This is a genomic window from Microbispora sp. H10670 (assembly GCF_014161385.1).
In the GTDB taxonomy this organism is placed as follows: Bacteria; Actinomycetota; Actinomycetes; order Streptosporangiales; family Streptosporangiaceae; genus Microbispora; species Microbispora triticiradicis.
This window is the reverse complement of record NZ_JABBWW010000004.1, coordinates 196025-220708: the sequence shown is the minus strand read 5'-3', so window position 1 is coordinate 220708 and position 24684 is coordinate 196025. Positions and strand designations below refer to the sequence as shown.

Sequence of the window (24684 nt, the reverse complement as noted above, 5' to 3'; positions counted from 1 at the left end):
GATGGCACGGCTGAGGATCACTCAGACCCGGTCCAAGATCGGTGGCCAGCAGAACCAGCGTGACTCGCTGCGTTCGCTGGGCCTGAAGCGAATCGGCGACGTCGTCGTCAAGGAGGACCGCCCGGAGATCCGGGGCATGGTCGCCAAGGTGTCGCACCTCGTCGAGGTTGAGGAGGTCGACTAGTCATGACCGAGAACGCTCCGCTCAAGATCCACGACCTCCGTCCTGCCCCCGGCGCCAACAAGGCCAAGACCCGCAAGGGCCGCGGCGAGGCGTCCAAGGGCAAGACGGCCGGCCGCGGCACCAAGGGCACCAGGGCCCGCACCTCCGTGATGCCGGGCTTCGAGGGTGGCCAGGTTCCGCTCCAGCGGCGGCTGCCGAAGCTGAAGGGCTTCTCCAACTCCCTGTTCAAGACGACCTACCAGGTCGTCAACCTGGACAGGCTCGGGGAGCTGTTCCCCCAGGGTGGCGACGTCACGCTCGACGACCTGGTGGCCAAGGGCGCGGTTCGCAAGAACCAGCCCGTGAAGGTGCTGGGCACCGGTGACATCTCCGTGGCGGTGAACGTGCAGGCGCACGCCTTCTCCGCCAGCGCGAAGGAGAAGATCGCCGCGGCCGGTGGCTCGGTTTCCGAGCTGTAGGCATGAGGCTGCACGAGGCGCGGAGGTTCGTTATGAGCCTCCGCGCCCGTAGTGCGTTAGAGTTCGCCTGGCACACGGCTCCGACCGTGGCCGAACAAGCTCTTTGGCAAGAAGTTTCGTCGATGGACGCCTCGCGGGCCATCGCCGACCGTTACCGCGTCACAGGCGCGCAGGAGGGACCGTGCTGACCGCGATTACCCGGGCTTTCCGGACGCCGGACCTGCGCAAGAAGCTGCTCTTCACTTTGGGCATCATCGCGCTGTTCCGGCTGGGCTCGGTGCTTCCCACTCCGGGCGTCAACGCCCAGAACGTCGCCCTGTGTCTCGACCAGGCCCAGGCAGGGGACGCCGGCAACATCTACGGGATGGTGCAGCTGTTCAGCGGCGGAGCCCTGCTGAAACTTTCAGTCTTCGCACTGGGCATCATGCCCTACATCACCGCCAGCATCATCCTGCAACTGCTGACCGTGGTCATCCCGCGGCTCGAGGCCCTGAAGAAGGAGGGCCAGGCGGGCACCGCGAAGATCACGCAGTACACGCGGTACCTGACCATCGGGCTCGCGGTGCTGCAGTCGACCGCGTTCATCGCGCTGGCCCGCAGCGGGCAGCTCTTCCCGAGCTGCAAGGAGCAGGTCCTCCTCAGCCAGGAGATCTTCCCCCTCGTGACCATGGTCGTCACGATGACCGCCGGTACCGCGGTGATCATGTGGCTGGGCGAGCTCGTGACCGACCGGGGCGTCGGCAACGGCATGTCGATCCTGATCTTCACCCAGGTCATCGCCGTCTTCCCGTCCGAGCTGATCAACATCTACCGGCTCAGCCCGTTCAAGTTCGTCGTGGTGATGGTCGTCGGTGTCGTGATGATCGGCGTCGTCGTCTTCATCGAGCAGGCGCAGCGCCGCATCCCGGTGCAGTACGCCAAGCGGATGGTCGGCCGCAGGATGTACGGCGGCACCTCGACCTACATCCCGCTCAAGGTGAACCAGGCCGGCATCATCCCGGTCATCTTCGCCTCGTCGCTGCTGTACCTTCCGCAGCTCCTGGTGACGCTGTTCGGCAACAGCAGCCAGCCGAACGCGGTGATCGAGTGGCTGGCCCAGAACATGGTGCGGGGCGACCACCCGATCTACATGACCGTGTTCTTCCTACTGATCATCTTCTTCACGTACTTCTACGTGTCCATCACTTTCAACCCCCCGGAAGTGGCTGACAACATGAAGAAGTACGGTGGGTTCATCCCGGGCATCCGTCCGGGCCGGCCGACCGCCGAGTACCTCAACTACGTGCTCACGCGGCTCACGGCCGCCGGCGCTCCGTATCTGGGTGTCATCTCGCTCATCCCGATCATCGCGCTGGCGGTGGCCGGAGCGAGCCAGAACTTCCCGTTCGGAGGGACCAGCATTCTGATCATGGTTGGTGTGGGTCTGGACACGGTCAAGCAGATCGAGAGCCAGCTCCAGCAGCGCAACTACGAGGGCTTCCTGAGATAGTGCGCGTCGTCCTGGTAGGGCCCCCCGGAGCGGGTAAGGGGACGCAGGCCCAGTTCATCGCATCGCACCTGTCGATCCCGAAAATCTCGACAGGCGACATCTTCCGTGCCAACGTCTCCGGCGGCACGGAGCTCGGCAGGCTCGCCAAGGAGTACATGGACCGCGGCGACCTCGTCCCCGACGAGGTGACGGTCGCCATGGTCCGTGACCGGCTCTCCGAGGACGACGCCAAGGAGGGCTTCCTCCTCGACGGCTTCCCCCGCAACGTGCCCCAGGCCGAGGTCCTCAAGAAGATGCTGGCGGAGTTCGGCACCACGCTGGACGTCGTCCTCAACCTGGTCGTCGAGGACGACGAGGTCGTACGGCGCCTGGCGGGCCGCCGCACCTGCCGCTCCTGCGGGAAGGTGTGGCACCTGGTGTTCGACCCGCCCGCCGCGGAGGGCGTCTGCGACGCCTGCGGGGGCGAGCTCTTCCAGCGGGACGACGACCGCGAGGAGACCATCAGGCGGCGCCTGGAGGTCTACCAGGAGCAGACGGCGCCACTGATCTCCTTCTACGCCGACGAGGGCATCCTCCAGGGCGTCGACGCGACCGGCCCGGTCGAGGAGATCACGCAACGGGCGATGTCGGCGCTGCGGCGGTTCGCCGACTGAGTCGTTACCACGGCCGGGAACGCCACCCCACATCATGGGGTGGCGTTCAGGCTTATATGGGACAATTTCGAGAGGGGGTGCGTTACGTGTTCAAGAAGAACAGACACGGCATTCAGCTCAAGAGCGCCGCGCAGGTGGAGAAGATGCGGGCGGCCGGCCTGGTCGTCGCCCGTACGCTCGAGCTGCTGCGGACGACCGTGCAGCCCGGCATGACGCCGCTGGATCTCGACGTCGTCGCCGAGGAGGCCATCCGGAACGAGGGCGCGATCCCGTCGTTCAAGGGCTACCAGGGCTTTCCCGCCACGATCTGCGCCTCGGTGAACGACGAGGTCGTCCACGGCATCCCCACCGACCGCCGCAAGCTCCGTGAGGGCGACATCATCTCCATCGACTGCGGCGCGATCCTCGACGGGTGGCACGGCGACTCCGCGATCACCGTGGGGATCGGAGCGGTCGACCCGGCGCTGACCGAGCTCATGCGGGTGACCGAGGAGGCCATGTGGCGCGGCATCGCCGCCCTGCGGGTCGGCGGGCACCTGTCCGACATCGGCTTCCAGGTCGAGCGCTACGTGCGCTCCCAGGGCCGCTACGGCATCCCCCAGGAGTACGGCGGGCACGGGATCGGCACGGAGATGCACATGGACCCCTGGGTGGCCAACCACGGCCGTCCCGGGCGCGGTCCCAAGTTCGAGGCGGGCATGTGCTTCGCGATCGAGCCCATGGTGAACCTCGGCACCGACAGGACCCGGGTGCTCGACGACGACTGGACGGTCGTCACCATCGACGGCAAGCCCTCCGCCCACTTCGAGCACAGCGTCGCGGTGACGGAGGACGGCCCGCTCGTGCTCACCGCACTCGACGGCGGCGCCTCGCGGTTCCCCCGGGCGGAGGCAGGGGTTACCCCTGAGACCGGAGACACCACTCCCTGATCGGCCCGCCGGGACGGCGCGTGAACCATAATGGGGCGTAACGTTCCGATGACCGGGAGATGGTGATGGCGGCTACGCCCGAGATGCGGGCTTCGGACGGCGACCGGGACCGGGTCGCCGCGGCTCTGCGGGAGCACGTGGCCGAGGGCAGGCTCAGCGTCGAGGAGTTCAACGATCGGCTTGAGCAGCTCTACCGGAGCCGCACGTACGGCGAACTGGCCACGCTGACCGCCGACCTGCCCGAGATCGACCTGCACCGCCTGCCCGCCGCCGCGGCGGCGGAGAGCGACAGGCCCCTGCCCGCCCGGCGTGACGACAAGGCGCGGACCGCGCTGAAGGCGGCGTGGGCCGGCTGGGCGGGGATCACCGCCGTGAACTGGATGGTCTGGCTGACCATCGGGGTCACCTCGGGGCACTTCGTCTATCCCTGGCCGCTCTGGGTCATGGGCCCGTGGGGCACCGTCCTCCTCGCCGGCACTCTCATCGGCGTCGCCGCGAAGCCCCGGCGGCGTCGCTGATCCGCGCCCGGCGTCCCGCCGGGCGTTGGCCGTACGCCCTCGCCGGGGTAGGCTGTGATCTGGTTGTGTCGGGACCCCTGCCGTCGTTTCGCATTTCGGCCCGGGTTGTCGTACACTCCTTTGTCGGTTCACTATGACCTTTCGCGCTCAGGCGACCTGGCTGGTCGCCGCTCTCTGGAAGCGCCCGAAGGTCGCGGCTGCTTAGTGTTCCGAAGCCTCTGACGATCCGATCAGCGAAACGCGAGGGCCATGGCCAAGAAAGACGGCGCCATCGAGATTGAGGGCACTGTTATTGAGTCGCTCCCGAACGCCATGTTCCGGGTGCAGCTCGACAACGGTCACAAGGTCCTGGCCCACATCAGCGGGCGGATGCGGATGCACTACATCCGGATCCTTCCCGATGACCGGGTGGTCGTGGAACTGAGCCCCTACGACCTCAGCCGTGGGCGGATCGTCTACCGGTACAAGTAGGCCCCTCCGTCTGTGGACGGGCCCGTATGCGGAACGAATAAGGACTATGAAGGTCAAGCCGAGCGTCAAGAAGATCTGCGACAAGTGCAAGGTGATCCGCCGGCACGGTCGCGTCATGGTGATCTGCGACAACCTGCGCCACAAGCAGCGCCAGGGCTGAGTTTCCGCTCAGACACGTCGCCACCAGGCCCGCAGGTGAGTCCGTCCACGTGACGGGCTCGACCCGCGTGAGGGCCGAACACTGTAGTCGCGTCTCGCACCCGCGCAGGCGGCGAAAGCCGTACCACGCGGGAGACCCCCGGTCGGAGGCCGGGGCCCTCGCCCGGGCATGGGAGGGGAAGCGAGGCGTAAGACCTCCGCCACATCGAAGGAGAATGCCCGACCATGGCTCGCCTGGTTGGCGTCGACCTCCCCCGCGACAAGCGGCTGGAGATCGCTCTCACCTACATTTTCGGAATCGGCCGCACCCGCGCCAAGGAGATCCTTGACGCGACCGGAATCAGCCCCGATCTGCGCGTCCACCAGCTCACGGACGCCGAGATCATCCCGATGCGTGACTACATCGAGGCGAACTACAAGATCGAGGGTGACCTCCGGCGCGAGGTCCAGGCCGACATCCGGCGCAAGATCGAGATCGGCTGTTACCAGGGCATCCGGCACCGCAAGGGCCTGCCCGTCCACGGTCAGCGGACGCAGACGAACGCGCGCACCCGCAAGGGCAAGAAGAAGACCGTCGCCGGCAAGAAGAAGCCCGGCAAGAAGTAGTCCTTAGGCCCCGGCCCGAGGATCTCGCCGGTGACACCGGTTGGAAGGTCCAGGGGATGGGGCAAGCAGCCACATTCCAGGAGACAGCGCTTAAATGCCGCCGAAGAGCCGCCAGGGCGCACCGAAGAAGGTGCGCCGCAAGGAAAAGAAGAACGTCGCTCACGGGCACGCCCACATCAAGAGCACGTTCAACAACACGATCGTTTCGATCACCGACCCGAACGGGAACGTGATCTCCTGGGCCAGCGCCGGCCACGTCGGGTTCAAGGGCTCCCGCAAGTCCACCCCGTTCGCCGCGCAGATGGCGGCCGAGAACGCCGCCCGCCGCGCCATGGAGCACGGCATGCGGAAGGTCGACGTCTTCGTCAAGGGCCCCGGTTCCGGCCGTGAGACCGCGATCCGTTCGCTGCAGGCGACCGGCCTCGAGGTCGGGTCCATCCAGGACGTGACCCCGGTCCCGCACAACGGCTGCCGTCCGCCCAAGCGCCGCCGCGTCTGAGCTCAGGAGAGTAGAGAGAAATGGCTCGTTACACGGGTCCGGACTGCAAGCTCTGCCGTCGTGAGAAGACGAAGCTCTTCCTCAAGGGCAAGAAGTGCGAGTCCGCGAAGTGCCCCATCGAGATCCGCCCGTACCCGCCGGGTGAGCACGGCCGCGGCCGTCCCAAGGAGTCGGAGTACCAGCTCCAGCTCCGTGAGAAGCAGAAGACCCGCCGGATCTACGGCGTCCTCGAGAAGCAGTTCCACAACTACTACGAGGAAGCCAACCGCAAGGCCGGCAAGACGGGTGAGAACCTTCTCCAGATCCTGGAGAGCCGTCTCGACAACGTGGTCTACCGCGCCGGCTTCGCCGAGTCGCGGGACGCGGCCCGCCAGCAGGTGCGCCACGGCCACTTCCTCGTGAACGGCAAGAAGGTCGACATCCCGTCGTACCGCGTGCGCGAGCACGACATCATCGAGGTCCGCGAGAAGTCGCGCAACCTGCTCCCGTACGAGGTGGCCCGCGCGACCGCCGGCGACAAGACCGTCCCGGCCTGGCTGGGCGCATCCGCCGAGAACCTGCGCGTCCTCGTGCACCAGCTCCCGGTCCGCCAGCAGATCGACACGCTGGTCCAGGAGCAGCTCATCGTCGAGCTCTACTCGAAGTAACAGAGCCCGGCGACCTCGTGACGCCGTACGGCCCGGCGCATTCCCGGCCGTACGGCATCATTGGTTGTAGGCGAGCGGCGTCAAATAGCGGGCGTCGCCGTAACCGAGGGACCCCTCGTTCGGAGCGACACGGGGGATCCCGGTCAGGAGTAACCACATGCTCATCGCACAGCGCCCGAGCCTCCAGGAGGAGTCGCTCGAGGAGCACCGGTCCAGGTTCATCATCGAGCCGCTGGAGCCGGGCTTCGGCTACACCATCGGCAACTCGCTGCGGCGCACGCTGCTGTCCTCCATCCCGGGGGCGGCCGTCACCAGCATCCGCATCGAGGGCGTGCTGCACGAGTTCTCGACCGTGCCCGGGGTCAAGGAAGACGTCACCGACATCATCCTGAACCTCAAGTCGCTGGTCGTCTCCTCCGAGCACGACGAGCCCGTGGTGATGTACCTGCGCAAGCAGGGTCCCGGTGAGGTGACCGCGGCCGACATCGCGCCGCCGGCCGGTGTCGAGGTGCACAACCCCGACCTGCACATCGCCACGCTGAACGGCAAGGCGAAGCTGGAGATGGAGCTGACCGTCGAGCGCGGTCGCGGCTACGTCTCCGCCGCGCAGAACAAGCAGCCGGGCCAGGAGATCGGGCGGATTCCGATCGACTCGATCTACTCCCCGGTCCTCAAGGTCACCTACAAGGTCGAGGCCACCCGTGTCGAGCAGCGCACGGACTTCGACCGCCTGATCCTCGACGTCGAGACCAAGCCGTCCATGAAGCCCCGCGACGCGGTGGCCTCGGCCGGCAAGACCCTGGTCGAGCTGTTCGGCCTGGCTCGCGAGCTCAACGTCGAGGCCGAGGGCATCGACATCGGCCCGTCGCCGACGGACGCCGCCCTGGCGGCCGACCTGGCGCTGCCGATCGAGGAGCTCAACCTCACGGTTCGCTCCTACAACTGCCTCAAGCGCGAGGGCATCCACACCGTGGGTGAGCTCGTCGCCCGCAGCGAGCAGGACCTGCTGGACATCCGCAACTTCGGCGCCAAGTCGATCGAAGAGGTCAAGCAGAAGCTGCACGAGATGGGCCTCGCTCTCAAGGACTCCCCGCCCGGGTTCGACCCCTCCGCCGTGGCCGGCGGCGGGTACGACGACGAGGACGGCGGATTCATCGAGACCGAGCAGTACTGATCGCTCGTCTTCGAGCAGTGGCACCACCGTTTCGTGCCGCCCCGCGAGGCGGCACGAAACGGCGATGACAGTCACGACCGGCACGCCGGTCGGCCCGACCCCGGTACCTGACACGGCCGGGGCGGGTTATCCATGAGGAGCATGAAATGCCCAAGCCCACCAAGGGCCCCCGCTTCGGCGGCAGCCCGGCCCACGAGCGGCTGATCCTGGCGAACCTCGCCACCGCGCTGTTCGAGAACGGCCGGGTGCGCACCACCGAGGCCAAGGCGAAGCGCCTCCGCCCGCTCGCCGAGAAGCTGATCACCAAGGCGAAGAAGGGCGACATCCACAACCGTCGCCAGGTGCTGACGGTCGTCCGCGACAAGGGCGTCCTCCACCACCTCTTCACCGAGATCGCGCCGACGTTCGCCGAGCGTCCCGGTGGCTACACCCGGATCACCAAGCTCGGCCCGCGCAAGGGCGACGCCGCTCCCATGGCGATCATCGAGCTGGTGACCGAGCAGCTCAACCCGGTGCGGACCACCCGTACGGCTCCGGCCGCGCAGGCCGCGCCCGCCGCCGCTCCGGTGGAGGCGGAAGCCGAGGAGACGCCCGCGGCGCAGGACGAGGCCGCCGAGGCTCCCGAGGCCGCCGCCGAGTCGTCGGAGGAGACGGCGCAGGGTGAGAAGAAGGACGAGGCCTGATCCCACAGGCTCCGTGAGCGGGCTCAGTTTCCCTTCCGGGGGACGCTGGGCCCGTTCTTCGTTTTCCGGACCGGTACGAGGGATGTCGTGGAGCGAGAACTACGGCTGAGGCTGGACCTCGGCTACGACGGCACCGATTTCTCGGGATGGGCCCGGCAGCCGGGGCGGCGGACCGTGCAGGGGGAGATCGAGGACGCGCTCGGCCGGATCCTGCGCCTGGACCCCGCGCCGTCGCTGACCGTCGCGGGCCGCACCGACGCGGGCGTCCACGCGCGGGGACAGGTGGCGCACGTCGACGTGCCGCTCGCCGCGACCGTGGCGTTCGCGTCCGGGCGCGAGCCCGCCCCCGAGGACCCGGAGGAGGCGTGGCGTGAGCGCGGCGCTGAGCTGCTCGCTACGCTGACGCGGCGGCTGGCCGGTGTCCTGCCCCCCGATGTGCGGGTTCACGCCGTCAGCGTGGCACCCGAGGGCTTCGACGCCCGTTTCTCCGCGCTGTCACGCCGGTACGGCTACCGCGTCGGCGACGCGCCGGGCGGGGTCGACCCGCTGCGGCGGCGCGAGGTGCTCTGGTACGCCCGCCCGCTCGACGTCGGCCTGCTGAACGCCGCCGCCGCCCGCCTGCTGGGGGAGCACGACTTCGCCGCGTTCTGCCGGAGGCGGGAGGGCGCGACCACGATCCGCGAGTTGCAGCGTCTCGACTGGGTCAGGGGCGAGGACGGGATCCTGCTCGCCACCGTGGTCGCCGACGCCTTCTGCCACTCGATGGTCCGGGCGCTGGTCGGCTCGCTGCTGACCGTGGGGGAGGGCAGGCGGCCCGTCGGGTGGCCCGGCGAGGTGCTGGCGAGAGCCGTACGGGACTCCGGGGTGCACGTCGCGCCCGCGCACGGGCTGACGCTGGAGGAGGTGCGCTACCCGGAGCCCGGGGAGCTGGCCCGGCGCGCCGCCGCCACGCGCCGGGTCCGTACGCCGACCGCCTGAAGCCGGGCTCAGCGGGTGGCGCGCTTCTGGATGATTTTGGTCATGTGGTCGCGGAAGGCGCCGCTGATCGGGCCGAGGTCCTTGTCCTTGGCGTCCGGCGTGTGGCCGTCGGCGTAGGTGGCGTAGCTGAAGGCGATGTAGCGTCCCCAGACCGTCGCCGCCGCGTAGCCGCCGGAGATCGTCACCTTGTCGGCCCCGCTCGCCTGCGTGCCGTTCAGGCCGCGGAACCAGACGTTGGCGCCGAGGTTCTTCTCCCGGTCCGCCGTGAGCGCCGCCACCTTGCTGGGCAGCACCGCGATCCCCGCGGTGATCGCGTAGTCGCGCTTGCCGTCCACGTACGTGGCCCGGAGCACCCGCCGGCACTGCTGTTCGGTGAGGGCGGTGGCGAACGCGCCCGTGGCCGCCTTGCCGCAGTCGTCGGTCACGTCGATCTTGACGCGGCGGTAGGTGCGTCCGTCCAGCGTCACCTTCTCGTCGGGGAACGCCTCGCCGGGCTTGAGGGTCCGGGGGTCGGTCTGCTCCGTGTCCAGGATGGTGGAGGCGGCCGCCGTGCTCGGCTGCGGCGCGACGGAGGACGGAGCGGCGCCGGTCGGCGCCGTGCGGGGCGGCGGGCCGCTGTCCGGCTCGCCCGCGTACGCGAAGTAGGCCGCGGTGCCGATCGCGCCCACGACGACCGCCGCGCCGGCGATCATCAGGATCCGCTTGACCTTCCCGCCCTGGGCGGGAGGGGCGGTGGACCCGAGCGTCGCGGGCAGTGCGCCGCCGGGGGCGGCCGGGGCCGGTCCGAAGCCGGGGGGAGGGGCGGGCCTGCCCGCCTTGGCCGGGGTCACCGGCGTGAACGCGAACGGGGTCTCGCCGTTCGGCTGAGCTGAGGAGCCGGTTGTAGGGGAGGTCGTTGGCATCTGTCCTGAATCGGTGTCGGGGGAGGCCGCCCGCGGAGCGTCGCCGGTCTCGGACGGGCTCGCGGGCGGCGCGTCGTATGGTGCCGTGCCGGGGTCCGGCGCGGCGGGCGGAGCGTCCCCGGGGGACGTTCCGGACGGTGCGTAGCCCGGAGGCAGGCCCGGGAACTGGCCGGGGATCTGGCCCGGGAGGTGGTTCGGCGCCTGGCCGGGCGGCTGCGACGGCGGGGCGTAGGGGCTCTCGGGGGACGGCGGTGGCATCGGCCACGTCCCCTCCTGCGGGGAGGGCTGCGGGCCGCCGTAGGGGTCACCCTGGTCGTGGTTCGTGACGTGCTGCCCGGGGTGCGCGACCTGCGGGCCGGGCTCGTACGGTCCGCCCGGCACCTGGAATCCCTCGATCGGGGTCACCGCCTGGGCGATCTCCGCACCGAAGCCCGCGGGCGGCCCGCCCGGAAGGGCGTACGGGCCCGGTGCGGCACCCGCGCCGTCGTCGGAGGCTCCGGGCGGCAGGGTGCCATGGGGGCCTTCGGAGGACGGCCGGTCGCCGGCGCGATCGGGGTACGGCGTGGGAGGCGCGGCGTCCCCGCCGCCCGAGGCGGAGCCCGGATCACCGGGCAGGGTGACAGCGCCCTCCGCCGAGTGACCTGCCGAGTGACCTGCCGCGTGACCCGCCGCGTGACCCGCCGCGTCGTCCGCCGGGCCGTCCGAACGGCCGGGGGCGTCGCCTGGTCCGGCGGCATGGTGCTGGTCGCCCGGCCCGCTCGACTCACCGGACGCGTCGCCCGTCCAGCCGTCCGCATGCCCGGGGGCGTCGCCTGGTCCGGCGGCTTGGTGCTGGTCGCCCGACCCGCCGGAGTGCCGACCGGCCCGCCCACCCAGCTCGCCGGGCACTGCGGCCTGCTCACCGGATGCCGCGGCCTCCGCACCGTGCTCGCCGGAAGCGCTGGTCTGGTCACCCGAACCGCCGGTTCGCTCGGTGACGGCGGAGGCGCCGGCCGATCCGCTCCCGCCGTCCCGGTCACCGCTTTGATCGCGGTCGTGGCCGCCTGACGGGTCGTTTTCGCCGCTTTCATAAGAGCCGCGGTAGACGCTTGAGGGCGGCCACGAGGTCCCGGCCCGGCCCTCGCCCTGGGGATCCGGCTCACCCGGCAGCCTCGGCGGCCACACGGGTATGTCACCGGGCTCCCCGGGGCGGACGGGCGCGGCGGAGGAGGCGTGGGCCTCGCCGTACGCGTCGCCCGGCTCGTCCGGCGCCGGGAGCGCGTCGCCGGGACGCGTGGGCATGGAATCGGCCGGCGTGTCCCGGGGCGGCGAGGGGACGGGTGCGGCGCCGCCGCTGACGTCCCGCGCCGGTTCCGCCGGTTGCGCCTGCCGAGAGTCGCCCGGGTGGGCCGGATGAGAGGTCGCGCTCCGGGCTCCCGGCTGACCGGGGTCTCCGGGCGTCCATGTCGCGTCCTCCGCCGGCTGCTCCTCCGTAGCGCCCGGGGTCCACGCGGCGAACGACGGCACCCCGGGTGAGGGCTCGTCGGATCGCGGGGCCTCCGGCGGGTACGCCTGCGTCCCGTCCGGGCTCACCTGCCGCCACCAGGGCGCCTGGGACTCCTGCGGCGGCTGCCACGACGACGGGGGCTGTGCCTCCTGCGAAGGCTGCCATCCGGGGGTGCCGGGGTTCTGCTGGGGTGGGACCGGACCGGGATGGGCCGTTTGCTGCCAGGCCGGTGGCCCGCCCTGAGCAGGAGGCTGCCAAGGAGGTGTGCCCCCGCCCTGCGCGGGAGGTTGCCAGGCCGGTGGCCCTGCCTGGGCGGGAGGCTGCCACGGGGGTGTGCCGCCGCTCTGCTGCCACGGCGGCAGGTCCGCCCCCGGCGCGGGCTGCCGCGGGACCCAGCCGAGGTCCGGCTCCGGGTGCGGCGCCGCCGGACCGCCCGCGTACGGCCCCATCCGCGGATCCGTCTGCGGGCCGGGGTGTTGGCCCGCGTACGGACCGCCGGGACCGGGCCGGCCCAGGTCCTCCTCTGCGTCGCCCGGGCGGCGCGGCGCGGGGAGAGACCCGGCGTCCGGCTGAGGACCGGGCGGGACATGCCGAATACCGGGCAGGCCGGGCTGTGGGCCGGGCAGACCGGGCTGCGCCCCCGGCGGAAGAGGGTGCGCACCGTACGGGCCGGACTGTCCGCCCGGCTGGGGGCCCGGATGGGGGCCGGGCGGAAGCGGGTGAGCGCCGGGCGGGGCGGGCTGGGGGCCATGCGAGCTGTGCGGACCAGGAGGGACGGGGTGAGCGCCGGGCTGGGGGCCGGGTGGAGCGGAGTAGGCACCGGGCGGCCCGGGAGGAGCGGAGTAAGCGCCGGGAGGGGCGGAATGAGTACCCGGCGGGGGCGGATATGCGCCCTGCGGGGGCACGCCCCCACTCTCGGCCGGTGGGGTGTCATGGGCCGGGATGGCCCTGAACCTGTTCGTGTTCTCCGGGTCGTCATCGTCGTAGCCGTCCGGCGCCCGCAGGCCGCCCTGGAAGCCGTACCGGGTGGGATAGGGGACGGTCGGCGGCGTCCACGGGTTCGCCTCGCCCGCCGCCCGGGCGGCGTCGGGCGCCCAGGCGGTGTCCTCGTCCGGCTGCGGCCGGCCGTGGCCGGGCGCAGCCGTCTGCCCGAAGCTCGGCGGTGGCGTCGCGGGTGCCGCCGCCGAGCCCTCGGCGTCCGCCTCGCTGTGCGCCCACGCCGTGTCATGTTCGTGCTCGGAACCGGAATCCTTGCCACGCATAGCCGGAAGCGTAACGGCGCGGACCCGATCGGCGTGCCTCCATGGGTGTTTCGGTCTGCCTCCCCGGACGTGCCCGCGCCGCGCTCACCTCAGTGAACGTGTCGTCTCAGCTGGGGCCGCCGGTGAGCGCACGCGTGTCGAGGGCAGGGTAAACAGACGCGTCGGTGACGTCCGTCGCCGCCTGGTACAGCTTTTTGAGCTCGCTCTTGGTGGGTTTGTGGCCGTCCTTGAACTGGAACCACAACAGCACCGCGTAGTGCCCGTAAGTCCAGCCTCCCGCGGACGCCTCGCCGCTGCCGAGGTGCTTGGTGGCCTCGTCCTTGCCGGGGAGCGGCTTGAGGAAGTCCTTGCGTTCGTCGCCGGCTCCGGCGGAGGCGACCTTCTTCGCCATCGCCGAGGTCCTGAGGTTGGCGACCCCCACGGTGCCGATGATCGTGCCCTTGGCGTCCGCGAAGCTCGCGCGCAGCAACTGCGTGCAGCCGCCCGTCTTGAGCGCTTTGGTGATCTTCTCGCCGGTGACGCCGTCCGCGCACTTCTTCTCCTTGCGCGTCACCGTGCGGACGTACGCCCGCTTGTTGTTGACCGGTTTCGGCTTGCCGAAGACCTCTCGCAGCGACAGCGGGCTCTTGTCGGTCGCCCGCGAGGCCGCGTAGCCGTACTTGGTCATCGGACGGTCGGACACGAGCGGTGCGGGACGGGTCGCGGGGCCCGGGTCCGGCGCAGGCGGCTCCTCGTTGTGGGCGGCGTACCACAGGCCGGTGAGGAGCGCGCCGATCAGGGCCAGCAGGGCGAGGCCGAGCACCCAGGGACGACGCCACAGGGGACCCCGGTCGTCAGGGTCCCACTGGGGCTCCGGCGGGGGCGCCACTCGCGGCATGGGGGCCTCACGCCGCATCTCCCGGTTCTCCTGGTCCGGGTCCGGGCCGATCTCGCCGGCCCAGGGCGTGCTCCTGGCGTCGTACCGCCCGCCCGGCCCGCCCGGACCTGCCTCCCGCGGTCCGGTTTCCCGTGCCCCGGCCTCCCGGGGCGCGGCGTACGGCGACTGGTCGCGGCCGGAATACGGCGAAGACTCCCGTCCCCCGTACGGAGGCTGCTCGCGGTTCCCGTAAGGGGGCTGTTCCCGCCCCGCGTTCGTGGGCTGCTCGCGGTTCCCGTACGGAGGCTGCTCGCCGCCGTAGGGCGCCTCGCGGCGGGAGGGGGAGCGGGACGAGTCGTCCCCGGCCCCGTACGGCGGCAGGTCCCGCCTGCGGGGATCGGGGGGGAAGTGTGGCTGGCGAGGTGGTTGCTGGTCGCCGGGATAACCCATGGCGCTGAGATTAGTCGGCGATCTGGACAGATGAGGAAGGGTCAGGAATAACCGAAGTCCTCGGTCCACCAGGGGCCTCCGGGGCCCGCGCTCACGCCGACCCCGGTCGCGACCAGGCGGCAGTTGAGCAGAGTGGCGCGGTCCGTGGGCCCGGCCATCCAGCCGCGTACGACCTGTTCGGCGGTGTCGTAGCCGCGCGCGATCGTCTCGGCCCCGCCGTCGCGGTAACCCGCGGCGCCCATGCGGTCCCAGGGGGTGGCTCCCCCCGGCGAGGTGTGCCGGAACCGGTTGCCCGCCGCCATCTCCTCCGAGTGCGCGCGGGCGGATCCGACCAGGCGGGGGTCCACGCGCAGCGGCCGGCATCCGTGCCTGCGGCGCTCGACGTTCACCAGGCGCACGAGCTCGGCCTCCATCGAGGCGAAGCGCATCGGGTCCCCGCCGTAGGAGCCGCCTTCCCCACCCGTCTCCGGGGTGAGCGTGGTGTACGAGGAGCCGCCGCCGGAGCCGCCGATCATGGTCGACGGCCGGTCCCGCCGGGCCCTGGGCACCGGAGTCGTCTCAGTGGTCACCTGGGGCGCCTCGGTGCGCCGCACGTGATCGAGGGGCGGCCGGTCCCGCCGCGCCGGTGCGAGGGCTTCCACACGGGGGGACGGCGGCCCCGGGTGCGACTCGCGAAGGTAGACGCTCCCGGCGCGGTCCGCGGCGGCGGTCACCCGGCCGATGACGACGCCGGTGAGAAGAACGGCGACGGCGCATGCCAGCAAACCCATCTGAGTCACCCGGAAGGGGCCCCGAAGGGTATTCCTTTTGTGAGGGGTCTGCCACATGCCGCAGCCAAATATAGGGACCTGCGGTATGGGGGAAGAAGGGGCGCGTGGGGATGGATTTGATGAACGTTCAATTGTGTCGTTCCAGACACCCCCTCCCGCCGCTGTTTTGACCACGCGGAACGAGGGCGGTAGTCTGCGAGTTCGTTGTGTGTGGATCGGTCTGCCCGCAGACCGGTGCACGGCGCGTCCGGCGTCTTCTCCCGTACATGTGGAGACGGAGGTTGTCGCCGTGCCTGCGCAACCTACCGAGAGTTCACATTCCGACAGAAGGCACTGCCGTGCGCACGTTCTCACCGAAGCCCAACGACGTCGAACGTCAGTGGTACGTCATCGACGCGACCGACGTCGTGCTCGGCCGGCTGGCCAGTCAGGTGGCGACCCTGCTCCGCGGGAAGCACAAGCCGATCTTCGCCCCGCATGTCGACACGGGTGACTTCGTCATCGTCATCAACGCCGGCAAGGTCGCTCTCAGCGGCAACAAGCTGGAGCAGAAGAAGGCGTACCGCCACTCGGGTTACCCCGGCGGTCTGCGTGCCGTCAGCTACGGCGAGCTCATGGAGAAGCGTCCCGACCGGGCCGTCGAGAAGGCCGTCCGGGGCATGCTTCCCAAGAACTCCCTGGGCCGGAAGATGGCCAAGAAGCTGAAGGTCTACGCCGGTGCCGAGCACCCGCACCAGGCCCAGCAGCCCGTGCCCTTCCAGATCACCCAGATCGCCCAGTAATCGCGAGCCAGGAAAGTTAAGAGGAGAACCGTGGCCGAGCCCACCGGTATCGAGACGCTCGTCGAGGGCGAGCCGGAAGACTACTCCCCGGAGGAGTTCCCCTCCGAGTACACCACCGAGTCGGCCCCCGCCGGCGAGGGCGCCGCGCGCAAGCCCGTCACCACGGGCAACTCGTACGGCACCGGCCGCCGCAAGGAGGCCATCGCCCGGGTCCGCATCGTGCCGGGCACCGGCAAGTGGACCATCAACGGCCGCTCGCTGGAGAACTACTTCCCGAACAAGGTGCACCAGCAGCTCGTCAACGAGCCGTTCGTCGTCCTCGGGGCCGAGGACGCGTTCGACGTCATCGCCCGCATCGACGGCGGTGGCGTGACCGGCCAGGCCGGCGCCCTGCGCATGGGCCTGTCCCGCGCGCTCGCCATCCTGGACGCCGAGGTCAACCGCCCGCCGCTGAAGAAGGCCGGCTTCCTCACCCGTGACGCCCGCGCCACGGAGCGGAAGAAGTACGGCCTCAAGAAGGCCCGCAAGGCTCCGCAGTACAGCAAGCGCTAACGTGTCGCGGGAGCCCGTAGGCGCCTCCTCCGGGGGGCGCCTCTTCGGCACCGACGGGGTACGTGGGGTCGCCGGGCGCGACCTCACCGCGGAACTGGCCATGGATCTGTCCGTGGCCGCCGCGCACGTGCTCGGAGACGCCGGGGCTTTTCACGCCAGTGTCGGGCGGCGCGGCCGCCCGATCGCCGTCGTAGGCCGGGACCCGCGGGCTTCAGGAGAGTTCCTGGAGGCCGCCGTGGTCGCCGGCCTCGCGTCGTCCGGCGTGGACGTCCTGCGACTCGGTGTGCTGCCCACCCCGGCGGTCGCATACCTGACCAACGCCCTGGGCGCCGACCTCGGCGTCATGCTCTCGGCGTCGCACAACCCCGCGCCCGACAACGGCATCAAGTTCTTCACGCGGGGCGGCTACAAGCTGCCCGACGTGGTGGAGAACGAGATCGAGCAGCGGCTCGGGGAGAAGTGGGACCGCCCGGTGGGCCCGGCCGTGGGCCGGGTCCGGGAGGCGTACGGCGAGGCGGACAGGTATGTCTCGCACCTGCTGACCACCCTGCCCCACCGTCTCGACGGGCTGCGGATCGTCGTCGACTGCGCGCACGGCGCGGCGCACATGGTCGCCCCGGAGGCGCTGCTGCGCGCGGGCGCGGCCGTGGAGACCATCGGCGCCGCACCCGACGGGCTGAACATCAACGACGGTGTGGGCTCGACCCACCTGACTCCCCTGCGGGAGGCCGTCGTCGAACGCGGCGCCGACCTCGGCATCGCGTACGACGGCGACGCCGACCGCTGCCTCGCGGTGACCGGCGAGGGCGAGGAGATCGACGGCGACCAGATCATGGCGATCCTGGCCCTGGCGATGCACGCCGACGGCCGCCTCGCCAAGGACACGGTCGTCGCCACGGTGATGTCCAACCTCGGGTTCAAGATCGCTCTTCGGGAGGCCGGCCTGTCCGTGGTGGAGACCACGGTCGGCGACCGGTACGTCCTGGAGGCGATGCAGGACGGCGGCTACAACCTCGGCGGCGAGCAGTCCGGTCATGTGATCATGCTGGATCACGCCACGACCGGCGATGGCCTGCTCACCTCGCTGCACCTGATGGCGGAGGTGGCACGGCAGGGCCGCTCTCTCGGCGAACTGGCGTCGGTGATGACGAAGCTGCCGCAGGTGCTCGTCAACGTGCGGGACGTGGCCAAGTCCAAGGCCTCGGCGCCCGAGCTGCGGGCGGCCGTGGCGGAGGCGGAGGCCGGGCTCGGCGAGACGGGCCGGGTGCTCATCCGGCCGAGCGGCACCGAGCCCATGATCCGGGTCATGGTCGAGGCCGCGTCGCAGGAGCAGGCCAGGACCGTGGCGGACCGCCTCGCGCGGGTCGTCCGTGAGGTCTGCGGCTGACCCCTGCCGACCCCTGCCGGTGCGTACGGCGCGCTGACGCGCCTGACACCACGACACTCCGAGGACCCCGCCGGGCACCCGCCCGGCGGGGTTCCTCACGTCAGGAGAACACCTCGATCTGGCACCGCACGCCGCCGCCCTTCGCGATCCGCGCATCGCTGGTGACCAGCGGGCAGGCCAGGGATTCCGCCAGAGCGAGGTAAAGCGCGTCATAGGCGCTGTAGTTGCCCCTGAGCTGCCAGCTCCTGCCCAGGTGAACTGTCAGCGGTGCCCGGGTCAACGGCATCGCCTCCAGCAGTCCCAGGCTCTTCTCCGCACGCTTCACGTCGAGCTTGCCGGACAGAGTCAGTCCTCGGAGCACCGAGAGCACCTCGGCGTCGATGTGGGCCGGCGCCGCGAGCGCCTCGCCTCTCAATCTTTTCCGGAGGGCCCGCCCCGACGATCCCTTCTCGACGAGGACTGTGACCAGGGCGCTCGCGTCGATGACTATCAATGGACGTTCCGGCCCTTGTCGAGCTCGTCGAGTATGTCGCTCGTCTCGATCCCGTCTGCCGCGTTCGCCTCCGCCTTGTCCAGTATCTCGTCCAAGGTCGGCTGGCGCGCATCGTCGATCAGCTTCGCGAGCAGATACTCCTGCAGCGACTGGTGAGCACGCATGGAGCGGGCTTTGTACGTCAGGTACACCTCGTCCGGAATGTTCCTAATCTGGATGGTCGCCATAGCGCTATTCTAGCGCTACAGCGCTGGGGCGGCGCGAGGTGGCTCAGGGAAGGATGCCGGTGGTGCTGGGCACGCTGCGCCGCAGGCGGGCGGAGTCCTGGCCGAGCTAGTCGTCGCCGGTGAGGGAGAGGGAGCGCAGGCGCTGGCCGGTCCACAGGACCGCCCCGACGGTGACGATGACCATGGCCGGTACGGCGAAGCCCAGCGTCACCTCGGTGGAGAAGAAGGCCGAGGAGGAGATCTGGTCGGCGAGCGACTGGGCCCACTGCTGGATGGAGAACTTGCGCGCTCCGGGCACGTAGCCGCCGACGACGCCCTCCCAGACGAGGGCGTAGATCACGCCGATCGCGACCGCGTGCCGGGTGAGCACGCCCAGCAGCAGGAACACCGCCGCGTACGCGACCCCGCCGAACAGCGCCCCGAGCGTGAACCCGGTCGCGACGCCCGACTCCGTGCCGGTCAGGAGGTAGGCGGCGGCGAACGTGGAGACCGCCGCGAAGACCGCGATGAGGGAGGCCGCGACCACGAACTTCGTCACCGCGATCACCGGACGGGAGATCGGCTTGGACAGCAGGTGGATGATCGTGCCGTCCTCGATCTCCGGGGCGATGACGCCCGTCCCGCCGATCAGACCGAGCAGCGGCAGCATCGTGCCGATCGCGAAGGTCTTCATCAGCGTCACCGCCGTCTGCTCGGACTCGCCGTTCAGGAGCCTGAGCAGCGCGGCGATCGCGACGAGCGCCACCGGCAGCAGCACCAGCAGCCAGATCCGCTTGCGTCCGAGCATGGCCCGGTACGTGATGTCGGCCACCACCGTGTTCATCGGGCGCTCCCGGAGATGAGGTAGGAGAAGACGCTTTCCAGGTCCTCGTCGGTGGGGGAGACCTGCCACAGGTGGACGTCGAGGTCGCGGGCGGTCCTGGGCAGCAGCGCGGTGAAGCGCGCGAAGTCGGTGACCTGCACCTCGATGCCCTGCTCCGTCAGCGATACGGCGCTGGAGGACAGATCGGCGATGAGCGCGGCGGCGAGCCGCCGGTCGTCGCTCGACCTGACCCGGAACCGGTGCGGCCGGTCGGCCATGCGCCGCCGGATCTCCCGGTAGTCCCCCGACGCGGCGTGCCGTCCGGCGACCAGGACCTCGATGTGGTGGGCCACCCGCTCGACCTCTTCGAGGATGTGCGAGCTGAACAGGATCGTCCGGCCCTCCTCGCCCATCCGGCGGACGAGGTCCATCAGGTGGAGCCGCTGCCGCGGGTCCATGCCGTTGAACGGCTCGTCCAGCAGCAGCACCTGCGGGTCGTGGACGAGGGCCGCGGCGACCTTCACGCGCTGTCGCATGCCCTTGGAGTACGTCTCGATGCGGCGGCCGGAGGCCTCCGTCATCTCCACCAGGTCGAGGGCCCGGCGGGCCGCGTCCGCGGGGGACGGCAGGCCGTGCAGCCGGGCCGCCGACAGCACGAACTGCCGGCCGGTGAGGAAGCCGTACACGGCCTCCTTCTCGGGCACCAGGCCGATCTGCCGGTAGATGTCGTGGTTGTGCCAGATCTGTCGGCCGTCGAGGGTCGCCGTGCCGTTCGACGGCGCGAGGAACCCGGCCATCATGTGCAGCAGCGTCGACTTGCCGGCGCCGTTCGGGCCGAGCAGGCCGGTGACCCCGGGCCCGATCGTCATCGTGACGTCGTTGACCGCGACGACGTTGCCGTACCAGCGGGAGACCTGGGCGAGTTCCAGCACGCCCTGGCGGGTGGTCACGGGGGGACTCGTGGTGGTCACGACGCCGCCTTCCGGTAGCGCAGGAGGACGCCCGTCACGGCCAGGGCGATCACGGCCAGCAGGATCAGGCACGAGGCGACACCCGGGGGATACCCCTCGCCGGTCGCCGGATCGGTGCCGAACAGCGCCGACTGGACGGCGTCGACGAGGAAGAACGGGTTGAGGAGCAGGGCCCAGGGGGCCACGTCGTCCCGGCCGGTCGAGGCGAGCACGGCGTAGAAGAGCCCGGAGACGGCGGCGGTGAACATGTAGAACGCGATCACCACGGCGACCCCGAGGCCGCGGCGCGGGGTGAACGACGCCAGCGCGACGCCCAGGGCGGCCAGCAGCACCGCGCGCAGGACCGTGCCGCCCAGCGCGCCGAGGAAGTCGCCCGTGTGCAGCGGCATCGGCATGTCGATCAGCATCTCGCCGACGAACTCGATCGTGATCGGGAGCGCCATCAGGCAGAACAGCGCGACCGCCAGCGCGGCCAGTTTCGCAACGACGTAGTCGTTCACGGTCAGCGGGCGGGACAGGTACAGCGGCAGCACGCGGAACCGCAGGTCCGGCGCGACCAGGTACGGCGCCTGCGCGGCCAGGAAGACGGCGATCACCGCCTGCATGAAGACGGCGTACTGCGAATAGGGCATGACGAACTGCTTGGCGAGCGCCATCACACCGATCGACACGACCGTCGGCATCAGCATGATCGCGACCAGCAGCAGTGGCATGATCTTGGCGCGGATCGTGCGGCCGAGCCCGAACACGCCGCGCAGGCTCTGCACGCCGAGGGCGAGCGTCGCCCGGCCGCGCCCGAGCCGTACGCCGTCGTAGTGGCGGTATCCGATGTCGTGGATGACCGCCGTCGGCTCGATCGTCATGCCACCGGCTCCTTGGCTGTGGACTCCTTGAAGACGTCCTCGATGCGGCCCCGGCGCTGCTCCAGCCGCAGGAGGCTGAGGCCGAGGTCGCTGACGGCGTCACGGACCGCGTCGTAGGTGCGGCCGGGGTCGTCGGGCGACACCTGCACCGTCAGCAGCCTGCCCTGCACCGCCACCGTCTCGCCGCCGCCCGTGAGGCGGTCGGCCAGTTGCCGCTGGCCCTCCTCGACCTCCACCGCGATCGTCTGCTCGGCCCGGGTGAACTCCCGGATCGCCGAGGAGCGCAGCAGCCGCCCCCCGTCGATGACGATCACGTGGTCGCACACCCGCTCGAGCTCGCCGAGCAGGTGGGAGGTGACCAGGACGCTGATGCCGAACTCGGTGCCGACCCGCCGGATCAGCGCCAGCATGTCGTCGCGTCCCTGCGGGTCGAGCCCGTTGGTGGGCTCGTCGAGGAAGACGAGCCGAGGGTCGTGGACGAGGGCCTGGGCGAGCTTGACGCGCTGCCGCATGCCGGTGGAGTAGCCCCCCATCGGGCGGTAGCGCTCCTCGTCCAGCCCGACGTGGCGCAGCGTGTCCGCGGCGCGCTCGCGGGCCGCGGTGCGCGGCAGGCCTGACATCTGGGCCATGTGGACCACGAACTCGGTCGCCGAGATGTCCGGGGGCAGGCAGTCGTGCTCGGGCATGTAGCCCACGGTCCGCCGGATCTCCAGGCCCTGGGTGGCCGTGTCCAGGCCCAGCACCGAGGCGCTTCCCGAGGTGGGCGGCACCAGGCCGAGCAGGATCTTGATCAGGGTGGACTTGCCCGCGCCGTTGGCGCCGACCAGGCCGGTCACGCCGGTCCCGGCCGCGACGGTGAGGTGGTCGAGCGCCGTGACGCGGGGGAACCGCTTGGTCAGCCCCTCGGTCGCGAAGCAGGGAGTCGCGCTCGCTGTCATGACTGGCACCCTATCCGGCGGGGTGGCCGCCGGGCCTCCGTCTGATGGAGGAGCCGATCTACGTCTCAGGTATGCCTGTCACGCGCGACTTCCGCCGTACCGGGTCCACAGGCGGCGCTGGAGGAACAGCGTCAGCGTCCCGGCGACGACCATCCCGGCGATGTTGACGACGAGCTGCAGCGCCGACCCGCCGACGTCGTCCCAGCGGCCCAGCGCGAGGGCCGCCGCCATGTAGCCCGCCGCCGGGACGGTGGTGACCGAGATGAAGACGCCGACCAGGGCGGACGACTTGCCCGCGGTGATCGACAGCACGCCGGCGGCCCCGGCGAGCAGCGCCACGATGAACGACCACCGGTCGGGCTTGACGATGAAGTGCACCTCGTCGTTGTGCCGGAGCATGTCCGGGGTGATCATGCCGAGCCCGCGCGAGACCAGCGCGCAGGCCAGGGTGACGGCGGTCGCGACCGCGAAACCGACCGCGAGCGTGCGGACCGCCGCGCCGATGAGCGGCCAGTGGCGGCCCAGCAGGCCGAAGGAGACCGCCGCCACCGCGCCGAACTCCGGGCCGAGGACCATGGCGCCGACGATGAGGATCTGCGAGGGGATGAGCACGCCGATGGCCGCCAGTTGCGTGGCGATGGTGAGGAACGCCAGGAAGGCCCAGGTGATGCGGCTGTCGAGGGCGACCCGCGCCTCGAACTGGTCCCACACCACCGCGTCGTCGCCCTCGCCGGGCGCCCGCTCCTCCGCCTCGACGGCTCCACGGGAGATCGACAGCTCGATCTCCTCGGCCGTGATCGAACCGTCCTCCTCCAGGCCGAGCGCCTTGAGGTCCTCGATGACGGCGTTGGCGGCCTCCCTGGCGACGTCGGCGAGGACCACGTCGCCCTCCGGCCGCCGGGCCGCCTTGGCCAGGACCACCACGTTGGTGACGCCCGGCGCGCGGTCGAGCGCCTCGACGACCCGGTCCGTACGCTCATAAGGGGCGATCACCCGCAGATGCAGCACCGGACGATTATCAGGTACGGCGGAGCCGGACGTGGGTGACCGAGTGGTCGGAGCCCTTGTGGAGGATCAGGCCGGCCCGCTCGCGCGTCGGCGCGATGTTCTCCACCAGGTTGCGCTCGTTGATGTCCCGCCAGACGTTCTCGGCGAACGTGGTCGCCTCCTCGTGCGAGAGCGCCGCGATGTGCCGGAAGTAGGACTTCGGGTCGGCGAAGGCCGTACGGCGCAGTTTGTGGAAGCGCTCGACGTACCAGGTGCGGATGTCCTCCATCCGGGCGTCCACGTAGATGGAGAAGTCGAAGTAGTCGTAGACGGCGAGGGCGTCCGGCGGCGCGGGCTGCAGGACGTTGAGCCCCTCCACGATCAGGATGTCCGGCCGGTCGACGACGTGGGTCGCGCCGGGCACGATGTCGTACTCCAGGTGGCTGTAGACGGGCGCCTCGACCGAGGGACGGCCCGCCTTCACGTCGGCCACGAAGCCCACCAGCGCCCGCCGGTCGTAGCTCTCCGGGAAGCCCTTGCGGTGCATGATGCCGCGCTCCTCCAGCACCTTGTTGGGGTGGAGGAAGCTGTCGGTGGTGATCAGGTCGACGCGGGGGTGCTCGGGCCAGCGGGCGAGCAGCGCGTGCAGCAGCCGGGCCGTGGTCGACTTGCCGACCGCGACGCTGCCGGCGATGCCCAGCACGTACGGCGGGGGCGTCCCGTGTTCGCCGAGGAACGCGCCGACGGCGGCGCCGCGCTGCCGCGAGCCGGTGAAGTGCAGGTTCAGCAGCCGGGTGAGCGGCAGGTAGACGTCGGTGACCTCGGACAGGTCGATCGGGTCGTGGACGCCGCGCAGTTCCCGCAGCTCCGCCTCGGTGAGCGTGAGCGGCGTGTTCCTGCGCAGGTCACGCCATTGCTCCCGGCTGAGCTCGACGTACGGGTCCCCATCTGCCACGTCGGCAAGCGTAGCCACGGCCGTGCACCGCGTCCGCGCGGGGTCGTGCACAGCCTGTGGACAAAAATCGATGGATTACTTTCGCGCGTGACGGGGAAGGAATGACTCCCCGTACGCTGGCGGGGTGATCGTGGGCATCGGGGTGGACGTGGTCGACGTCGCGCGTCTGCGCGCGGCGCTGGAGCGCACGCCCGGCCTGCGGCGCCGTCTGTTCACCGAGGCCGAGGCCGTCCTGCCGCCGGAGTCGCTGGCGGCGCGGTTCGCCGCCAAGGAGGCGGTCGCCAAGGCGCTCGGGGGACCGCCGGGCCTGGGGCACCTCGACGCGGAGGTGGTGCGCGGCGCGCACGGCCGTCCCGAGGTGCGGCTCACCGGCAGGGCCGCCGAGGTGGCGCGCGGCCTCGGCGTGCGCCGGTGGCACGTCTCCCTGTCGCACGACGGCGGCATGGCCGTCGCCTACGTGATCGCCGAGTCCTGAGCGCGAGCCGCGCGGAAGTCAGGCGCGCGAAGCCCTGGCCGGGAGCAATGCCCGGGAGTTCTGAGCGGTTGTGCCGAG

At 70.8% G+C, this 24684-nt stretch carries 29 protein-coding genes; 18 read left to right on the top strand and 11 right to left on the bottom strand.

Features of this window, described 5'->3' with window-relative positions; genetic code table 11:
- Position 1 precedes the first annotated feature (1 nt).
- The 14 genes from rpmD (at position 2) to truA (ending at position 9448) form a co-directional block, all read left to right on the top strand.
- Positions 2-184: a 50S ribosomal protein L30 gene (gene rpmD / locus HHX33_RS08355; RefSeq protein ID WP_111699899.1), complete on the top strand. Its 183-nt coding sequence runs from the start codon at positions 2-4 to the stop codon at positions 182-184.
- 2 nt (positions 185-186) lie between these two features.
- Complete coding sequence (rplO, locus tag HHX33_RS08350) at positions 187-642, top strand: 50S ribosomal protein L15 (protein ID WP_111699898.1); 456 nt, start codon at positions 187-189, stop codon at positions 640-642.
- 181 nt (positions 643-823) lie between these two features.
- Positions 824-2131, top strand: coding sequence for a preprotein translocase subunit SecY (secY, locus tag HHX33_RS08345; RefSeq protein ID WP_182874085.1), 1308 nt, complete (start codon positions 824-826; stop codon positions 2129-2131).
- Positions 2131-2784 (top strand): adenylate kinase, encoded by a 654-nt coding sequence (locus HHX33_RS08340; RefSeq protein ID WP_111699895.1) that lies wholly within the window; start codon positions 2131-2133, stop codon positions 2782-2784. The genes secY and HHX33_RS08340 overlap by 1 nt, the downstream gene beginning before the upstream one ends.
- Positions 2785-2870: 86 nt before the next feature.
- Positions 2871-3713, top strand: a complete 843-nt coding sequence (map, locus tag HHX33_RS08335) for a type I methionyl aminopeptidase (protein WP_182874084.1) — start codon at positions 2871-2873, stop codon at positions 3711-3713.
- 65 nt (positions 3714-3778) lie between these two features.
- The gene (locus tag HHX33_RS08330) at positions 3779-4231 is read left to right on the top strand and encodes a DUF1707 SHOCT-like domain-containing protein (protein ID WP_111699894.1); all 453 of its coding nucleotides are present in this window, start codon (positions 3779-3781) and stop codon (positions 4229-4231) included.
- Positions 4232-4480: 249 nt separating this feature from the next.
- Positions 4481-4702: a translation initiation factor IF-1 gene (gene infA, locus HHX33_RS08325; RefSeq protein ID WP_030508344.1), complete on the top strand. Its 222-nt coding sequence runs from the start codon at positions 4481-4483 to the stop codon at positions 4700-4702.
- A gap of 46 nt (positions 4703-4748) precedes the next feature.
- Positions 4749-4862, top strand: a complete 114-nt coding sequence (gene rpmJ / locus HHX33_RS08320; RefSeq protein ID WP_003956441.1) for a 50S ribosomal protein L36 — start codon at positions 4749-4751, stop codon at positions 4860-4862.
- Between the two features lie 224 nt (positions 4863-5086).
- Complete coding sequence (rpsM, locus tag HHX33_RS08315; protein WP_111699893.1) at positions 5087-5467, top strand: 30S ribosomal protein S13; 381 nt, start codon at positions 5087-5089, stop codon at positions 5465-5467.
- Between the two features lie 94 nt (positions 5468-5561).
- A complete protein-coding gene (gene rpsK / locus HHX33_RS08310; RefSeq protein ID WP_020542285.1) occupies positions 5562-5966 on the top strand; it encodes a 30S ribosomal protein S11 in 405 nt (134 codons plus the stop codon).
- A 20-nt stretch (positions 5967-5986) separates the two neighbouring features.
- On the top strand, positions 5987-6613 hold the full coding sequence (gene rpsD / locus HHX33_RS08305; protein ID WP_111699892.1) for a 30S ribosomal protein S4: 627 nt from the start codon (positions 5987-5989) through the stop codon (positions 6611-6613).
- 157 nt (positions 6614-6770) lie between these two features.
- Complete coding sequence (locus HHX33_RS08300) at positions 6771-7787, top strand: DNA-directed RNA polymerase subunit alpha (protein WP_030508347.1); 1017 nt, start codon at positions 6771-6773, stop codon at positions 7785-7787.
- A 146-nt stretch (positions 7788-7933) separates the two neighbouring features.
- Entirely contained in the window at positions 7934-8470 is a 537-nt protein-coding gene (gene rplQ, locus HHX33_RS08295; RefSeq protein ID WP_182874083.1) for a 50S ribosomal protein L17, read from the top strand.
- Between the two features lie 87 nt (positions 8471-8557).
- Positions 8558-9448 carry a tRNA pseudouridine(38-40) synthase TruA gene (truA, locus tag HHX33_RS08290; protein WP_182874082.1) on the top strand — a complete coding sequence of 297 codons (891 nt, stop codon included), beginning with the start codon at positions 8558-8560 and terminating at the stop codon, positions 9446-9448.
- A gap of 8 nt (positions 9449-9456) precedes the next feature.
- Here truA and HHX33_RS08285 read toward each other — a convergent pair whose 3' ends face one another.
- From HHX33_RS08285 to HHX33_RS08275, 3 genes are all read right to left on the bottom strand, one after another.
- Complete coding sequence (locus tag HHX33_RS08285; protein ID WP_182874081.1) at positions 9457-12285, bottom strand: hypothetical protein; 2829 nt, start codon at positions 12283-12285, stop codon at positions 9457-9459.
- A 919-nt stretch (positions 12286-13204) separates the two neighbouring features.
- Positions 13205-14404: a hypothetical protein gene (locus HHX33_RS08280; RefSeq protein WP_182874080.1), complete on the bottom strand. Its 1200-nt coding sequence runs from the start codon at positions 14402-14404 to the stop codon at positions 13205-13207.
- 41 nt (positions 14405-14445) lie between these two features.
- A complete protein-coding gene (locus HHX33_RS08275; RefSeq protein WP_182874079.1) occupies positions 14446-15174 on the bottom strand; it encodes a CAP domain-containing protein in 729 nt (242 codons plus the stop codon).
- A gap of 338 nt (positions 15175-15512) precedes the next feature.
- Here HHX33_RS08275 and rplM point away from each other — a divergent pair, with 338 nt between their 5' ends.
- Genes rplM through glmM form a run of 3 tightly spaced genes read left to right on the top strand, consistent with a single transcriptional unit; the run spans position 15513 to position 17895 of the window.
- Complete coding sequence (gene rplM / locus HHX33_RS08270) at positions 15513-15956, top strand: 50S ribosomal protein L13 (RefSeq protein WP_111699885.1); 444 nt, start codon at positions 15513-15515, stop codon at positions 15954-15956.
- Between the two features lie 30 nt (positions 15957-15986).
- Positions 15987-16508: a 30S ribosomal protein S9 gene (gene rpsI / locus HHX33_RS08265; protein ID WP_111699884.1), complete on the top strand. Its 522-nt coding sequence runs from the start codon at positions 15987-15989 to the stop codon at positions 16506-16508.
- A 1-nt stretch (position 16509) separates the two neighbouring features.
- Positions 16510-17895 carry a phosphoglucosamine mutase gene (gene glmM / locus HHX33_RS08260; RefSeq protein ID WP_182874078.1) on the top strand — a complete coding sequence of 462 codons (1386 nt, stop codon included), beginning with the start codon at positions 16510-16512 and terminating at the stop codon, positions 17893-17895.
- Between the two features lie 100 nt (positions 17896-17995).
- On the opposite strand, the gene HHX33_RS08255 is transcribed toward glmM, so the two are convergent.
- The 8 genes from HHX33_RS08255 to coaA all read right to left on the bottom strand — a co-directional run bounded on the left by HHX33_RS08255 (position 17996) and on the right by coaA (position 24131).
- Positions 17996-18388, bottom strand: coding sequence for a type II toxin-antitoxin system VapC family toxin (locus HHX33_RS08255; protein WP_182874077.1), 393 nt, complete (start codon positions 18386-18388; stop codon positions 17996-17998).
- On the bottom strand, positions 18385-18615 hold the full coding sequence (locus HHX33_RS08250; RefSeq protein ID WP_182874076.1) for a FitA-like ribbon-helix-helix domain-containing protein: 231 nt from the start codon (positions 18613-18615) through the stop codon (positions 18385-18387). Before HHX33_RS08250 ends, HHX33_RS08255 begins: the two co-directional genes overlap by 4 nt.
- A gap of 106 nt (positions 18616-18721) precedes the next feature.
- Positions 18722-19438: an ABC transporter permease gene (locus HHX33_RS08245; protein WP_111699880.1), complete on the bottom strand. Its 717-nt coding sequence runs from the start codon at positions 19436-19438 to the stop codon at positions 18722-18724.
- On the bottom strand, positions 19435-20388 hold the full coding sequence (locus tag HHX33_RS08240; protein WP_310741270.1) for an ABC transporter ATP-binding protein: 954 nt from the start codon (positions 20386-20388) through the stop codon (positions 19435-19437). The genes HHX33_RS08245 and HHX33_RS08240 overlap by 4 nt, the downstream gene beginning before the upstream one ends.
- On the bottom strand, positions 20385-21251 hold the full coding sequence (locus HHX33_RS08235) for an ABC transporter permease subunit (protein ID WP_182874075.1): 867 nt from the start codon (positions 21249-21251) through the stop codon (positions 20385-20387). Before HHX33_RS08235 ends, HHX33_RS08240 begins: the two co-directional genes overlap by 4 nt.
- Positions 21248-22189, bottom strand: coding sequence for an ABC transporter ATP-binding protein (locus HHX33_RS08230; RefSeq protein ID WP_111699878.1), 942 nt, complete (start codon positions 22187-22189; stop codon positions 21248-21250). The genes HHX33_RS08235 and HHX33_RS08230 overlap by 4 nt, the downstream gene beginning before the upstream one ends.
- 78 nt (positions 22190-22267) lie before the next feature.
- On the bottom strand, positions 22268-23197 hold the full coding sequence (locus HHX33_RS08225; RefSeq protein ID WP_182874074.1) for a DUF389 domain-containing protein: 930 nt from the start codon (positions 23195-23197) through the stop codon (positions 22268-22270).
- A 10-nt stretch (positions 23198-23207) separates the two neighbouring features.
- Positions 23208-24131 carry a type I pantothenate kinase gene (gene coaA, locus HHX33_RS08220; protein WP_310740339.1) on the bottom strand — a complete coding sequence of 308 codons (924 nt, stop codon included), beginning with the start codon at positions 24129-24131 and terminating at the stop codon, positions 23208-23210.
- A 124-nt stretch (positions 24132-24255) separates the two neighbouring features.
- Here coaA and HHX33_RS08215 point away from each other — a divergent pair, with 124 nt between their 5' ends.
- The gene (locus tag HHX33_RS08215; RefSeq protein WP_111699875.1) at positions 24256-24606 is read left to right on the top strand and encodes a holo-ACP synthase; all 351 of its coding nucleotides are present in this window, start codon (positions 24256-24258) and stop codon (positions 24604-24606) included.
- Positions 24607-24684 lie beyond the last annotated feature (78 nt).

Excerpts from the sequence above, each read along its gene's own strand:
- HHX33_RS08250 (WP_182874076.1), bottom strand. The coding sequence starts at position 18,615 with ATGGCGACCATCCAGATTAGGAACATTCCGGACGAGGTGTACCTGACG.
- HHX33_RS08230 (WP_111699878.1), bottom strand. The coding sequence starts at position 22,189 with ATGACAGCGAGCGCGACTCCCTGCTTCGCGACCGAGGGGCTGACCAAG.
- rplO (WP_111699898.1), top strand. The coding sequence starts at position 187 with ATGACCGAGAACGCTCCGCTCAAGATCCACGACCTCCGTCCTGCCCCC.
- HHX33_RS08235 (WP_182874075.1), bottom strand. The coding sequence starts at position 21,251 with ATGACGATCGAGCCGACGGCGGTCATCCACGACATCGGATACCGCCAC.
- rpmJ (WP_003956441.1), top strand. The coding sequence starts at position 4,749 with ATGAAGGTCAAGCCGAGCGTCAAGAAGATCTGCGACAAGTGCAAGGTG.
- HHX33_RS08285 (WP_182874081.1), bottom strand. The coding sequence starts at position 12,285 with ATGGGGCCGTACGCGGGCGGTCCGGCGGCGCCGCACCCGGAGCCGGAC.
- HHX33_RS08330 (WP_111699894.1), top strand. The coding sequence starts at position 3,779 with ATGGCGGCTACGCCCGAGATGCGGGCTTCGGACGGCGACCGGGACCGG.
- HHX33_RS08275 (WP_182874079.1), bottom strand. The coding sequence starts at position 15,174 with ATGGGTTTGCTGGCATGCGCCGTCGCCGTTCTTCTCACCGGCGTCGTC.
- HHX33_RS08280 (WP_182874080.1), bottom strand. The coding sequence starts at position 14,404 with ATGGGTTATCCCGGCGACCAGCAACCACCTCGCCAGCCACACTTCCCC.
- infA (WP_030508344.1), top strand. The coding sequence starts at position 4,481 with ATGGCCAAGAAAGACGGCGCCATCGAGATTGAGGGCACTGTTATTGAG.
- rpsK (WP_020542285.1), top strand. The coding sequence starts at position 5,562 with ATGCCGCCGAAGAGCCGCCAGGGCGCACCGAAGAAGGTGCGCCGCAAG.
- HHX33_RS08245 (WP_111699880.1), bottom strand. The coding sequence starts at position 19,438 with ATGAACACGGTGGTGGCCGACATCACGTACCGGGCCATGCTCGGACGC.
- rpmD (WP_111699899.1), top strand. The coding sequence starts at position 2 with ATGGCACGGCTGAGGATCACTCAGACCCGGTCCAAGATCGGTGGCCAG.
- HHX33_RS08300 (WP_030508347.1), top strand. The coding sequence starts at position 6,771 with ATGCTCATCGCACAGCGCCCGAGCCTCCAGGAGGAGTCGCTCGAGGAG.
- rpsD (WP_111699892.1), top strand. The coding sequence starts at position 5,987 with ATGGCTCGTTACACGGGTCCGGACTGCAAGCTCTGCCGTCGTGAGAAG.
- rplQ (WP_182874083.1), top strand. The coding sequence starts at position 7,934 with ATGCCCAAGCCCACCAAGGGCCCCCGCTTCGGCGGCAGCCCGGCCCAC.
- rpsM (WP_111699893.1), top strand. The coding sequence starts at position 5,087 with ATGGCTCGCCTGGTTGGCGTCGACCTCCCCCGCGACAAGCGGCTGGAG.